This window comes from Mycobacterium kyorinense, assembly GCF_001672775.1.
Taxonomy (GTDB): domain Bacteria; phylum Actinomycetota; class Actinomycetes; order Mycobacteriales; family Mycobacteriaceae; genus Mycobacterium; species Mycobacterium kyorinense_A.
This window is the reverse complement of the sequence record NZ_LZKJ01000049.1, coordinates 45,363-59,222: the sequence shown is the minus strand read 5'-3', so window position 1 is coordinate 59,222 and position 13,860 is coordinate 45,363. Positions and strand designations below refer to the sequence as shown.

The 13,860-nt window shown below is 64.0% G+C and carries 10 protein-coding genes, 1 tRNA gene and 1 pseudogene; all 12 read left to right on the top strand.

All coding sequences use genetic code 11. The annotated features are described in order from the left end of the window. The first annotated feature begins 4 nt into the window (after nt 1-4). Complete coding sequence (locus A5707_RS04495; protein WP_065013315.1) at nt 5-1,411, top strand: mannitol dehydrogenase family protein; 1,407 nt, start codon at nt 5-7, stop codon at nt 1,409-1,411. Continuing rightward, nucleotides 1,408-2,319, top strand: a complete 912-nt coding sequence (locus A5707_RS04490; protein ID WP_065013314.1) for a carbohydrate kinase family protein — start codon at nt 1,408-1,410, stop codon at nt 2,317-2,319. The genes A5707_RS04495 and A5707_RS04490 overlap by 4 nt, the downstream gene beginning before the upstream one ends. A gap of 37 nt (nt 2,320-2,356) precedes the next feature. Beyond that, a complete protein-coding gene (locus A5707_RS04485) occupies nt 2,357-3,277 on the top strand; it encodes a Ku protein (RefSeq protein WP_065013313.1) in 921 nt (306 codons plus the stop codon). Between the two features lie 87 nt (nt 3,278-3,364). Further along, complete coding sequence (locus tag A5707_RS04480) at nt 3,365-3,784, top strand: hypothetical protein (protein WP_065013312.1); 420 nt, start codon at nt 3,365-3,367, stop codon at nt 3,782-3,784. Between the two features lie 65 nt (nt 3,785-3,849). Continuing rightward, the gene (locus A5707_RS04475) at nt 3,850-4,641 is read left to right on the top strand and encodes an SDR family oxidoreductase (RefSeq protein ID WP_065013371.1); all 792 of its coding nucleotides are present in this window, start codon (nt 3,850-3,852) and stop codon (nt 4,639-4,641) included. Between the two features lie 293 nt (nt 4,642-4,934). Beyond that, a complete protein-coding gene (locus A5707_RS04470; protein ID WP_065013311.1) occupies nt 4,935-6,158 on the top strand; it encodes an Nramp family divalent metal transporter in 1,224 nt (407 codons plus the stop codon). Next, nucleotides 6,158-7,213: pseudogene (locus tag A5707_RS04465) on the top strand (poly-gamma-glutamate hydrolase family protein); the annotation flags it as partial. The gene A5707_RS04470 and the pseudogene A5707_RS04465, both read left to right, overlap by 1 nt. A gap of 19 nt (nt 7,214-7,232) precedes the next feature. Continuing rightward, on the top strand, nt 7,233-8,051 hold the full coding sequence (locus A5707_RS04460) for an LLM class F420-dependent oxidoreductase (RefSeq protein WP_156657557.1): 819 nt from the start codon (nt 7,233-7,235) through the stop codon (nt 8,049-8,051). 485 nt (nt 8,052-8,536) lie between these two features. Beyond that, nucleotides 8,537-9,040 (top strand): hypothetical protein, encoded by a 504-nt coding sequence (locus tag A5707_RS04455; RefSeq protein WP_156657555.1) that lies wholly within the window; start codon nt 8,537-8,539, stop codon nt 9,038-9,040. A gap of 218 nt (nt 9,041-9,258) precedes the next feature. Further along, nucleotides 9,259-9,331, top strand: a tRNA-Arg gene (locus A5707_RS04450). A 145-nt stretch (nt 9,332-9,476) separates the two neighbouring features. Further along, nucleotides 9,477-12,326, top strand: coding sequence for an RND family transporter (locus A5707_RS04445; protein WP_065013308.1), 2,850 nt, complete (start codon nt 9,477-9,479; stop codon nt 12,324-12,326). A 312-nt stretch (nt 12,327-12,638) separates the two neighbouring features. Continuing rightward, nucleotides 12,639-13,856, top strand: coding sequence for an acetyl-CoA acetyltransferase (locus A5707_RS04440; RefSeq protein ID WP_065013307.1), 1,218 nt, complete (start codon nt 12,639-12,641; stop codon nt 13,854-13,856). The last annotated feature ends 4 nt before the right edge of the window (nt 13,857-13,860 follow it).

Below are 13,860 nucleotides of genomic sequence, written 5' to 3'. Positions count from 1 at the left end.
AATCATGCCTAACGTGACGAACCTCAACGATGCAGCGCTGACAACGCTGCCGATCGCAACGCCGAGTTATGACCGCAGCAGCCTCAGCGTCGGCATCGCGCATCTCGGGGCCGGTCACTTTCACCGGGCGCACCAGGCCTTCTACATCGACCGGTTGCTGCAACAAGGTCTGGCGCATGAGTGGGGCATCTGCGGAGTGGGCGTGCTGCCCTCCGACTGGCCCATGCGCGACGTCCTGCGTGACCAGGACGGGCTCTACACGCTGGTTCAAGAAAGCCCCGACGGCCGTCGGGACGCACAGGTGATCGGCTCGATCATCGACTATCGCTACGCTCCGGACGATCCCGAGGCAGCGCTCGAGGTGCTGGCCGCAGCGTCGACGCGAATCATTTCGCTGACCATCACCGAGGGCGGTTACCGCGATCCCGAAGGCCCCGCGTTCGCCTTGATCACCGAGGCTCTGGCCAGGCGCCGTGACCGCGGGATCGCCGCACCGACGATTCTGTCGTGCGACAACATCGAGAGCAATGGTCTGGTCGCGCGGCGCGTCGTGCTCGCGAATGCCGAGCGGCGGGATCCAGAGCTGGCCGAGTGGGTGGCAGAACATGCCCGGTTCCCGAGTTCGATGGTGGACCGGATCACCCCCTACACCACACCGGAAATGACCGCGGCGATCCAGCGTGAGCTCGGTGTCGCCGACCGGTGGCCGGTACTGACCGAGGAGTTCGCCGCATGGGTCATCGAAGATTGCTTCGGTGACGGCAGGCCGCCGTTGGAAGAGGCGGGCGTGCTGGTGGTCGACGATGTCGTCCCCTACGAAATGATGAAGCTGCGACTGCTCAACGCGGGCCATCAAAGCCTGTGCTACTTCGCGCATCTGTGCGGCTTCAAGTTTGTCCACGACGCGGCACGCGATCCGTTGTTCAGTGAATTTTTGCGCCGCTACTTCGATTCCGAGGCCATCCCGACGCTGCCGCCGGTGCCCGGCATCGATCTGCACGACTACAGCCGCACACTGATCGAGCGGTTCGCCAACTCGGGCGTGAGCGACACGGTTGACCGGCTGTGCGCCTACTCGTCGGATCGCATCCCGAAATGGCTGTTTCCGGTCATCTGTGACAACTTGGCCAACGGTGGGCCGGTTCGGCTGGCCGCCGCGACGGTGGCTAGCTGGGCTCGGTATGCCGAGGGTGTCGACGAGCGTGGTGAGCCGATCGACGTGGTGGACCAGCTGGCGGACTCGCTGGTGCCGATTGCCCAGTCGCAACACGAGAATCCCACCGCGTTCATCGACACCGTCTTGTTCGGGGATCTGGTCTGCCAGCCACGTTTTGTCGAGGCGTACCGCTGGGCGCTGGATTCGTTGCACCGCAAGGGAGCTCGGGCGACGCTGGAGGAGCTGCTGCGGTGAGCCGCGCGCTGGTGATCGGCGAGTCTTTGATCGACATCGTCGGTGCTGGTGAGCACGTCGGCGGCAGCCCGCTCAATGTCGCGGTCGGCCTGGGCCGGCTGGGCCGCGGCGTCGATCTGCTCACTCATATCGGTGACGACGCATACGGCCGACGCATCGCTGAGCATGTCAATATGGCTGGGACGCAACTGGTTCCCGGTGGCTCTACCGCGGTGCGGACACCGACTGCGCGAGTCACGGTGGACGAGAAGGGGTCGGCCGATTACGTATTCGACCTGGCGTGGGAGTTGTCCGGTACACCGGAAGTGGCTCCCCCACTCGTCGTACACACTGGATCGATCGCCGCGGTGCACGAACCCGGTTGCCTGGCGGTCGCGGCGTTAGTCGACACCTATCGCGTCTCGGCCACGGTGACCTTCGATCCCAATGTGCGGCCGGCGTTGATTGTCGACCGCGACCTGGCCCGCGAACGCATCGAGCGTCTCGTCGAGCGCAGTGACGTCGTCAAGGTCAGCGAGGAGGATCTGCGCTGGTTCGACCCCGACCGCCCGCCCGACGTGCTTGCTCGGAGTTGGGCCGCGTCGGGGCCGTCGATCGTCGCCGTGACAATGGCTGAGCGGGGCGCTGTGGGATTCTGCGCGGGTGGCGAGGTGCGAATTCCGGCCGAACCGGCGCAGGTGGTTGACACGGTCGGCGCCGGCGATGCATTCATGGTCGGCCTCATCGATGCGCTCTGGTCGACGGGGCTGCTGGGCGCCGAGCGGCGTGACGACTTGCGCCGAATCGGACCGGACGCGCTGACCGCCGCGCTGCGGGCGGCGGCGCGGTTATCGGCGCTGACGATCGCCCGGGCGGGCGCTGACCTGCCGGATCGGGTGGCCGTCGACGCCGCGGCGCGCTCTACATAGACGCGTAGACCGCTTCCGGTACGGGCATACTGTCGCTATGCGTTCCATCTGGAAGGGTTCTATCGCCTTCGGCCTGGTGAACGTTCCGGTCAAGGTTTACAGCGCCACCGAGGACCATGACATCAAGTTCCATCAGGTGCATGCCAAGGACAACGGCCGCATCCGCTACAAGCGGGTGTGCGAGGTGTGCGGCGAGGTTGTCGAGTACCGCGACATCGCGCGGGCATATGAATCCGACGACGGCCAGATGGTGGTGATCACCGACGACGACATCGCGACGCTGCCCGAAGAGCGCAGCCGCGAGATCGAGGTGCTGGAGTTCGTTCCGGCCAGCGATTTGGATCCGATGATGTATGACCGCAGCTACTTTTTGGAGCCGGACTCCAAGTCGGCGAAGTCCTATGTGCTGCTGGCTAAGACGTTGGCCGAGACCGATCGGGTAGCGATCGTGCATTTCGCGCTGCGCAACAAGACTCGGCTAGCGGCGTTGCGGGTCAAGGATTTCAGCAAGCGCGACGTAATGGTGATCCACACCTTGTTGTGGCCCGACGAGATTCGCGACCCCGATTTCCCGGTGCTCGACAAGAAGGTCGACATCAAGCCTGCCGAGCTGAAAATGGCCGGGCAGGTGGTGGAGTCGATGGCCGATGACTTCAACCCCGACCGCTACCACGACGACTATCAGGAGCAGCTGCACGAGCTGGTCCAAGCCAAACTCGAAGGCGGCGAGGCGTTTACCACCGAAGAGCAACCCAAGGAACTGGACGAGACCGAGGATGTCTCCGATCTGTTGGCCAAGCTGGAGGCCAGTGTGAAGGCCCGCTCCGGCGACGGTAAGGCGCCGGCCAAGAAGAGCACGGCCAAGAAAGCACCGGCGAAGAAGTCGCCCGCCAAAAAGACTGCAGCCAAAAAGTCACCGGCCAAGAAGACTCGCGCCAAGGCCGGCTCGAAATCCTGATCGCCTCGGCGCGGCGGCTGTCCCCATGATTCGGACACGGCCCGGGTGGGAACCCTGCACACGTGTTCAACAACCCGAGGAGTTGACATGGCCACCAGTGCTGTCATCTGGATAGTCGTCGCGGTAATCGCCGCGATCGTGCTGATCGCCGTCGCGGTTCTGCTGACCCGGCGGCAACGCGGTGTGCAAGCACGCAATATCCGCGAGCAAGTCCAGGTCGAGACGGCGGGCGTCGAGAAACGCGAGGCGTTCGCCGACGAGACCGCAGCCCGAGCGCGAGCCGCGCAAGCCGAGGCGGAAGCCAAGGCTGCTGAGGCATCTCGGTTGGAGCAGCGGGCCGCCGCCCACCGTGAACAGGTAGCGGATTCGAGAGACCGGTTACGTCAGCAGTCCGAGCGCGCCGACTCCATCGACCCGAAGACGAGGTCGAAGGACCAGACCGTGCGGGCCGACGACGACGGTGCAGCGCAGCCGGACGCCCAGATTCCGCCGCGGACGACTACCTGAGCTCACCGCGGCACGACCGGGCAACGTGCTAGAACGTGTTCTAATTGCCTGTTACGGTGACGGCCGTGATACTCGACAAATTCCGGCTTGACGACAAAGTCGCCGTGGTGACCGGCGCCGGCCGCGGTCTTGGCGCAGCCATCGCCCTCGCGTTCGCTGACGTCGGCGCCGACGTCGTGATTGCCTCGCGGACCCAATCTGAACTAGAGGCCGTCGCAGAAAAGGTCCGCGCCGCTGGCCGACGCGCTCACGTCCTCGCCGGGGATCTGGCCCACCCGGAGGTGACGGCGGAACTGGCCAGCCAGGCCGTCGAGGCCTTCGGGCGGTTGGATGTCGTCGTCAACAATGTCGGCGGCACCATGCCCAACGCGCTGTTGAGCACCTCCACCAAAGACCTCAAAGATGCGTTCACGTTCAACGTCGGCACCGCCCACGCGTTGACGTCCGCTGCAGTGCCGCTGATGCTCGAGCACGCCGGCGGCGGAAGCATCATCAACATCACCTCGACGATGGGACGGGTGGCCGGACGCGGCTTCGCCGCTTACGGCACCGCCAAAGCTGCCCTTGCCCACTACACCCGGCTGGCCGCGTTGGACCTGTGTCCGCGGATCCGGGTCAACGCGATCGCGCCCGGTTCGATCGCCACCTCGGCGCTGGACATCGTCGCCTCCAACGACGAACTGCGCGCGCCGATGGAAAAAGCGACGCCGCTGCGCCGCCTCGGCGACCCAGACGAGATCGCCGCCGCTGCAGTATATTTGGCGTCGCCCGCGGGCGCCTACCTCACCGGCAAGGTACTCGAAGTCGACGGCGGAATCACGTTCCCCAACCTCGACCTCCCGATCCCGGACCTGTGAGATGACGCGTCGCTCAGATCGTGCTCTACACGACCGACTGTGCCGCCGCGCCGACTGGGGCCGCGCACCGGGTCTCAAAAGCCACAGCAGGCACACCAGTACCCGCCAACTGGCATGACATCTCTTTCTGAAGCGATGTCATATGCGATATCACCCTAGGAGGGCGCTCATCCACTCCGCCGAGCGACGCACGTGACTCATGGGGTTTGCGATGAACCGCCTGCCATGACACCCGAGAATTGTTTCGGTTAACCTAACTTTCTTATTCGGCCAGCGGAATGAGAGTCAGTTAGTTGAGCCACGACACCCAGACGCCGCCTAAGACGGGCTGGTATCTGCTCGGGCCGGCGTTCGTTGCTGCCATCGCCTATGTCGACCCGGGCAACGTGGCGGCCAATGTCAGCGCCGGTGCACAGTTCGGCTTCCTGCTGCTGTGGGTCATCGTCGTCGCGAACGTGATGGCAGGGCTGGTGCAGTACCTGTCCGCCAAGCTGGGCCTGGTCACTGGACGCTCGCTGCCGGAGGCCGTCGGAGCGCAGATGAATCGCCCGGCCCGGCTGGCCTACTGGGTGCAGGCCGAGGTGGTGGCAATGGCCACCGACGTCGCCGAGGTGATCGGCGGGGCCGTCGCGCTGCACATCCTGTTTCGCCTGCCGCTGCTGCTCGGCGGGCTGATCACCGGTGTGGTGTCGTTGCTGCTGCTGGGAATCCAAGATCGGCGCGGTCAGCGCCTGTTCGAACATGTCATTACCGGGATGCTGGTGGTCATCGCGATCGGCTTCACGGCCAGTTTCTTTGTCGCCACGCCGCCGCCCGACGAGGTGATCGGCGGCCTGCTGCCGCAGTTCCGCGGCACCGAGAGCGTGCTGCTGGCCGCTGCCATGTTGGGCGCAACGGTCATGCCGCACGCTGTCTATCTGCATTCCGGGCTGGCCCGGGACCGCCACGGCCATCCCGACCCCGGGCCTCGGCGGCGTCGACTGCTGCGCGTGACCCGCTGGGACGTCGGGCTGGCGATGGTTGTCGCCGGCGCGGTGAACGCAGCGATGCTGCTCGTCGCGGCACTCAACATGCAGGGCCGCGACACCGGCTCTATCGAGGATGCGTACGCCGCAGTCCGCGACACCGTCAATCCGACGATCGCAGTGTTCTTCGCGATCGGGCTGCTGGCATCGGGATTGGCCTCGTCATCGGTGGGCGCATACGCCGGCGCGATGATCATGCAGGGTTTGCTGTATCGCTCGGTTCCGATGCTCGCGCGCCGACTGGTCACGCTGACGCCCGCGTTGGTGATCTTGGCGTGCGGCCTGGACCCCACCCGCACGCTGGTGTTGTCACAGGTCGTGCTGTCGTTCGGCATCCCGTTTGCGCTGCTTCCTCTGGTTCGCCTGACCAGCGACCGCACCATGATGGGCGTCGACGTCAACCACCGCCTCACCACCGCTGTTGGCTGGGTGGTCGGCGTGCTGATTAGTCTGCTTAATGTGGTGCTGATCTATCTGACCGTCACGGGCTAGTGCCCGACCGGCGTCATGCCTACTTCGCGTACGGGTCGAACCTGTGCGTCGAGCAAATGGCGCGGCGGTGTCCGGATGCCGCAGACCCACGCCCGGCGGTGCTGCGCAACCACGACTGGTTGATCAATCAGCGCGGTGTGGCCACCGTCGAACCGTTTGCCCACACTGCGGTGCATGGCGTCATCTGGCAGATCTCCGATCATGATCTGGCCACCCTGGACAGTGCCGAAGGCGTGCCGGTGCGCTATCGGCGTGACAGGCTGGCCGTTCACACCGGCAACGGGCCGTCACCGGCCTGGGTCTACATCGACCATCGCGTCAACCCGGGCGCGCCGCGGCCGGGCTACCTCGAGCGCATCATCGACGGTGCGCTCCACCACCAGCTGCCGCAACGCTGGATCGAGTTTTTGCGCCGGTGGGATCCCGCCCACTGGCGCCGACCGCTGACCATCCCTAATTCACCTGCACCGCAATCGCTTTCAGAACTGCTCTCGGATAGCGCGGTGACAGAGGACAGTCTGCTGCGATCACGTTTTGGCTTCCTCGCCATCCATGGCGGCGGGCTGGAACAGATGACCGATGTGATCGCCGAACGTGCCGCCGAAGCCGCCGACGCGTCGGTATATGTGGTGCGCCATCCCGACCACTATCCGCACCACCTGTCGTCGGCTCGCTTCCACACGAACGAGTCGGCGCGTCTCGCGGAGTTCCTCGACCACGTCGACGTCACCGTGTCGCTGCACGGCTATGGCCGAATCGGCCGCAGCACACAGCTATTGGCCGGTGGCCGCAACCGCGCACTGGCCGACCACGTGGCCGAGCACATCAATCTGCCCGGCTATCAGGTGATCACCGATCTCGACAAGATCCCGCTCGAGTTGCGGGGCCTTCATCCGGACAACCCGGTCAACCGCACGCACAGCGGAGGCGCGCAGCTGGAATTGCCTCCGCGGGTCAGGGGCATCAGCCCACGCAGCCCGCTGCCGGGCGAGGACGGGCTGTCACCGGTGACGTCGGCTCTGGTGCAGGGGCTGGTGGCGGCGGCGCGCTCCTGGAAATTGAACGGAGAAGTTGGTGGGCAACGACTTTCGCTTTTCGATCGGCATCCACGCGGTCAAGTCACGCGCCGCACTGATCGATAAAGCGCGACGGCTGGAGGGTTACGGGTTCGATGTGCTGCATCTGCCCGATCACCTCGGGGCGCCGGCGCCGTTTCCCGCGCTGACCGCGATCGCTCAGGCCACCACGACGGTCCGGCTGGGTACCTATGTGCTCAACGCCGGCTTCTACAAGCCGGCCTTGTTGGCCCGAGACGCAGGCGCCGTCGATCTGCTCAGCGACGGCCGCCTGGAGCTGGGTCTCGGCGCGGGCTATGTACGAGAAGAATTCGAGGTCGCCGAGCTGCCGTACCCGGCTGCGGGCCAGCGCGTCGACTACCTGGCGCACGTCACGACGTACCTGAAAAAGCACTTGCCGAACGTGCCGATCCTGATCGCCGGCAACGGCGATCGCCTGCTGACAGTGGCGGCCCGGCATGCCGACATCATCGGACTGACCGGAGCCAACCCGGGCGCGGTCGACGATCCGCTGGCCGAACGCATCGGCTTCGTTCGCGGCGCTGCCGGTGACCGGTTCGAGCAACTCGAGTTGAACCTGGCGATCACCGCGGTGCCCACCGACAACTCGGGCATGCCCGATCTGTCCTTGACCCGCAGGTATGCGCCGACGCTGTCGGACGAAGAGATATTGGCGTTGCCCGCCGTATTGAGCGGATCACCACGCGATATGGCCGACAAGTTGCGCGGATTCCGCGACACCTACGGGCTGACGTCGTTCACCGTGCAAGAAAACCACGCCGACGGCTTCGCCAAGGTGATTGCGGAACTGCGCTGACCGCTGGCGGTAAGCGCCAGGCGCACGGCCCTCGTAGCTCAGGGGATAGGTTGAAAACTTCTGCCTGACGGGACAAAGGCAGCAAAGTTTCCGGGAGCCACCTGGCCGGAAACCCGCAGGCCCGATCATCTGCAGGCCACTAAAGTGGCTCTTTGTGAAGACGCTTCGAGTCAGCGATGCACTGCACGCCATAGCTGGTAGATGCGCCACCCTGAGCGGGGAGATGAGTATTGGCACGGCACATCGTCGGCATCATCGTCTCAACCGAGTGCGGCGGCGATGAGTGCTGGGCATGCGGGGGTCCAGGCAACTGCCACAACGTTAGCTGCACGGTTGCGGGCTTTTGGTGGCGATATCGCGGCGGCATCCAATTCTTATGGTGCGCAGGACGACGAAGCATCGGCGAAATTGCGGCCTGACGCGTGAGCGCCGGATATTGGATCACTCGGATGAGGCGGTCAAAGAAATTGTGGGCAATCATTGCAGTGATCGTCGTGACGGCGACAGGAGCGTACATCTTCACCCAATATCATTCCGCGCAGAAGCCATCCCCTCTCGCTAATTTTCCTGAATATCCATATGCCCGCTACCACATGAAAGGGTCGGCTTGTCCGATCAATAATTTGACATCGCAGGAACGAGCTCACGCCGAGACAACTTTGCGACAATTCGCCGCCAACGTCGAGCCCGGGTACCGCCCCACCTCGGAAAGGTTCCTAGCAGGCAAAGGCCCATTTGCGTGGGATGCGATACGCAGTGTCGTTAGCGGCTATCTATCCGACGGAAACTTTCAGATCGAATCCGTCGGCCAGACACCCGAAGAGGGCGTCGATTTTGCATACATCGTGTGGGAACGCGCCAACAGTTTGCAACGAATGTTCAACAACAACCGCATCCTCGCCGTCGCCCTACAAAATCCCATCCGTCCCGCTCCCACCGACGAGCAGGTACACGTCTGTGCCTACTTCGAGCTAACCGCCACGAGCTAAAACGGCATTCGCTCGAAGCAAGCAGATTGGGCCCCGCCGCCCGCGATCCAGCATCGCCCCAAGCATCAACCGACACCTTTCGGGCGGTACGCTGTGCCAGCATGTTCGGAACCAGAGCCTGACGTGTAGCAACACCCAGGGGCCGCACGAAAGTGAGCAACTGAAAACTGGCGAACCGCCAACGCCAGGATTTCATCCACGATCCAACCAGTCTCCCCGCCCTCGTAGCTCAGGGGATAGAGCACGGCTCTCCTAAAGCCGGTGTCGCAGGTTCGAATCCTGCCGGGGGCACTGAAATCACACACTGCCTGGGCACTCGTCGCCTGTATTACTTCGGCTGATGCTTGACAGTTACTTCGGCTGATCCTTGACAGGAGCGCCTATTAGCTACGGTGGCTTCAACGAAGAGAGGATCTCGAGCGGCGTGAACGCCCACATGAGCGCCGACGTTACCGAGGCGCCGACCGACGCCATGCCTGCCCCGGTCCAAGCGGTGCGGGAGCGCTTGCCGCTGTGGATTCACCGGCTGGCGGTGCCGATCATCCTCGCGTGGCTCGCGCTCACGGTGCTACTGAACGTCGTCGTCCCCCAGTTAGAAGTAGTGGGGCAGATGCGCACGGTGTCCATGAATCCTCAGGACGCGCCGTCGATGATCGCGATCAAACGCGTCGGCAAGGTCTTCAAAGAATTCGACTCCGACAGCTCGGCGATGATCGTGCTCGAGGGTCAGCAGCCACTGGGTGATGCGGCCCATGAGTACTACAACCAATTGGTCGCTCAATTGCGGGCCGACACCAAACACGTCCAGAACGTCCAGGACTTCTGGAGTGATCCGCTGACCGCGGCCGGCTCGCAAAGCCCCGACGGCCTGGCCGCCTACGTCCAGGTCTATCTCGCGGGCAATCAGGGCGAGAGCCTGGCCAACGAGTCGGTCAAGGCCGTTCAGGACATCATCAAGAAGACGCCCGCACCGCCCGGAGTCGACGCCTACGTGACCGGCGATGCTCCGCTCCAGGCTGACCAGAATATTGCCGGCGACCGCAGCCTCCAGCTGATCACCGGGCTCACGTTCCTGGTGATCACCAGCATGCTGCTGTACTTCTACCGCTCCGTAGCCACGGTGCTGTTAATGCTGGCGACGGTCTTCCTCAACCTCGCAGCGACCCGCGGCTTCGTGGCATTCCTGGCCTACCACAACCTGATTGGGCTCTCGACGTTCGCGACCAATCTGCTGGTGATGCTGGCGATCGCCGCCTCGACCGACTACGCGATCTTCCTGATCGGCCGCTATCAAGAAGCGCGCAGCGCCGGCGAGGACCGCGAGAATGCGTTCTACACGATGTATCGCGGAACCAGCCATGTGATCTTGGGCTCGGGGCTGACGATCGCCGGTGCGACGTTCTGCTTGCGCTTCACCCGGATGCCCTACTTCCAGTCCCTGGGTGTCCCGTTGGCCATCGGCATGCTCGTGACTGTCGCTGCCGCGATGACGTTGGGTGCGGCTGTCGTGGTGGGGGCCAGCCGGTTCGGGCTGCTGGAACCCAAGCGGGCCATGCGGATTCGGGGCTGGCGCAAGATCGGCGCGGCCGTCGTGCGCTGGCCCGGGCCGGTGTTGGTCGCGACGGTGGCGGTTGCGCTGGTCGGGCTGATCACCCTGCCGGGCTACAAGGCCGGCTACAACGATCGTAAATATCTGCCGGCTGACATCCCGGCGAACGAGGGCTATGCGGCTGCGGACCGGCATTTCTCGCAGGCCCGGATGAACCCGGATCTGTTGCTGGTCGAAACCGACCACGACATGCGCAACCCCGCCGACTTCTTGGTCATCGACAAAGTGGCCAAGGCCGTGTTTCGCACCTCGGGCATCGGCCGGGTGCAGGCCATCACCCGACCCCTGGGGACCCCGATCAACCACGCCTCGATCCCGTTTGCGATCAGCATGCAAGGCACCACCCAGCAACTGAACATGCAATACATGCAAGACCGCATGAAAGACATGTTGGTGATGGGCGAAGACATGCAACGCAGCATCGACAGCATGGAAGCGATGCTCGAGATCACCCGCGGCATGGCCGAGACCACCCACAGCATGGTCACCAAGATGCATCTAGTAGAGGAGCACATCCAAGAACTACGAGAACACATGGCCGATTTCGAAGACATGTGGCGCCCGATCCGCAGTTACTTCTATTGGGAAAAGCACTGCTATGACATCCCGATCTGCTGGTCGCTGCGCTCGGTGTTCGAAGCCTTCGACAGCATCGACATCATGACCGATGACATCAGCAATCTGATGCCCGACCTGGACCGCCTGGACACGCTGATCCCGCAGATGCTCACGGTCATGCCGCCGATGATCCAGACCATGAAAAGCATGCGGATCACGCAGCTGACCATGCAGCAGACCATGGGCGGGCTGCAGGATCAGATGGCAGAAATGATGAAAAACCAGTCGGCGATGGGCCACGCCTTCGACGAAGCCAAAAACGACGACTCGTTCTATCTGCCGCCCGAAGCATTCGACAACCCCGATTTCAAGCGCGGCCTGAAGATGTTCTTGTCCCCCGATGGCCACGCCGTGCGAATGATCATCTCCCACGAGGGCGAACCCATGTCGACGGAGGGCATCTCGCGCGTCGAGCCGGTCAAACACGCCGTACACGAGGCCATCAAAGGCACCCCGCTGGAAGGCTCCAAAATTTACCTCGGCGGTGCAGCGGCCATGTACAAGGACCTCGCCACGGGCACGAGTTATGACCTGGTCATCGTCGGGATCGCATCGCTGTGCCTGATTTTCATCATCATGCTGATCATCACCCGAAGCGTGATCGCGGCCGCCGTCATCGTGGGTACGGTGACGCTGTCGCTGGGCAGTGCCTTCGGCCTGTCGGTGCTCATCTGGCAGCACCTCATCGGCCTCGAACTGGATTGGTGGGTGCTGCCCATGGCGCTCATCATCCTGCTGGCGGTCGGGTCGGACTACAACCTGCTGCTGGTGGCGCGGTTCAAAGAGGAGATCCACGCCGGGCTGAAGACCGGCATCATCCGGGCGATGGGCGGCAGCGGCTCGGTCGTCACCTCAGCCGGGCTGGTGTTCGCCTTCACCATGTCCTCGATGGTGGTCAGCGAGCTGCGTGGCCTCGGACAGGTCGGCACCACGATTGGCCTGGGCCTGCTGTTCGACACCTTGGTGGTCCGCTCGTTCATGACACCGTCGATCGCCGCGCTGCTGGGCCGCTGGTTCTGGTGGCCGCAACGGGTACGCACCCGACCGGCAGCTGTCTAATAAGACTTCGCCGTTGTCGATCTTGAAGCAGATCTCACCCGCCAAAAACCTTCTGCCACAAGAATATCAACGCTAAGCCCGGTCACCGCAGCCCATCATGCGGACCGACCAGCCACCGGCCACGATGTTTGTCAATCGCCGCCAATGGCAATGTGCTTGCACCAGGCGGGTACGTCGGTCGACCGTCGTACCCGCTCAGGTCTCGTCGGTTCAGCCGAGAGCCGACGAGACCGTCTCCGCCGGCAACCCCCGCGTCGACCGTTCCATTGAAGGGGCTTATGTCACTCTCTTAATTGTAGTAGCGTGCGGGCTATGGACCCGGGTGTGTGGATTCTCGGCGGCTACCAAAGCGACTTCGCACGCAACCTCACCAAGGAAGGTCTCGACTTTGCGGATCTGACCCGCGAAGTTGTCGATGCCACCCTCGCCGTGGCCAAGCTGGATGGCGCCGAGATCGGCGTGGTCCACGTCGGCAACGCGTTCGGGGAGATGTTTGCCGCACAGGCTCACCTCGGCGCGATGCCGGCCAGCGTCTGCGAGGCGCTGTGGGACGTGCCGGCGTCGCGCCACGAGGCCGCTTGCGCCTCGGGCAGCGTGGCGACGCTGGCGGCGATCGCGGATCTGCGCTCGGGAAACTACGACACCGCGCTAATCCTCGGCGTCGAGTTGGAGAAGACCGTCCCCGGCGACGTCGCCGCCCAGCACCTGGGCGCCGCCGCCTGGACCGGACACGAAGGGGCCGAGGCGAAGTTTCTGTGGCCCTCGATGTTCGCTCAGGTCGCCGACGAGTATGACCGCCGCTACGGCTTGGACGACACTCATCTGCGCGCGATCGCAGAACTCAGCTTTGCCAACGCACGTCGAAATCCCAACGCGCAAACCCGCGACTGGACGGTGCCCGACCCGATCAGCGACGACGACGCCGCCAACCCCGTCATCGAGGGCCGGCTGCGGCGGTTCGACTGCAGCCAGATGACCGACGGCGGAGCAGGACTAGTCCTGGTCACCGATCGCTACCTGCGCGAGCATCCCACCGCGCGACCCCTCGGCCGCATCGTTGGGTGGGGGCATCGCACCGTTGGGCTAGGACTGCGGCAAAAGCTTGACCGCGCAGCCGAAAACCCGTATGTCCTACCGCATGTGCGAGCGGCAGCACTGGATGCGCTCGGCCGCGCTGCGGTATCGGTCGACGAGCTCGATGGCATCGAGGTGCACGACTGCTTCACCCCGAGCGAATACTTGGCAATCGACCACATCGGCCTGACCGGCCCCGGCGAATCGTGGAAGGCCATCGAAAACGGCGAGCTCCAAATCGGTGGCCGGCTGCCGGTCAATCCCAGCGGCGGGCTGATCGGCGGCGGACATCCCGTCGGCGCATCCGGGATACGGATGCTCGTCGACGCGGCCAAGCAGGTCAGCGGAACAGCCGGCGACTATCAGGTCGAAAATGCGAAAACGTTTGCCACGTTGAACTTTGGCGGGAGCACCGCGACCACGGTCAGCTTCGTCGTCGGTGCAGTAGCGGGCTGATCAC

Bases quoted from the DNA above. Each gene is read 5' to 3' on its own strand.
- A5707_RS04440 (WP_065013307.1), top strand. From the start codon at position 12,639: ATGGACCCGGGTGTGTGGATTCTCGGCGGCTACCAAAGCGACTTCGCA.
- A5707_RS04445 (WP_065013308.1), top strand. From the start codon at position 9,477: ATGAGCGCCGACGTTACCGAGGCGCCGACCGACGCCATGCCTGCCCCG.
- A5707_RS04495 (WP_065013315.1), top strand. From the start codon at position 5: ATGCCTAACGTGACGAACCTCAACGATGCAGCGCTGACAACGCTGCCG.
- A5707_RS04485 (WP_065013313.1), top strand. From the start codon at position 2,357: ATGCGTTCCATCTGGAAGGGTTCTATCGCCTTCGGCCTGGTGAACGTT.
- A5707_RS04480 (WP_065013312.1), top strand. From the start codon at position 3,365: ATGGCCACCAGTGCTGTCATCTGGATAGTCGTCGCGGTAATCGCCGCG.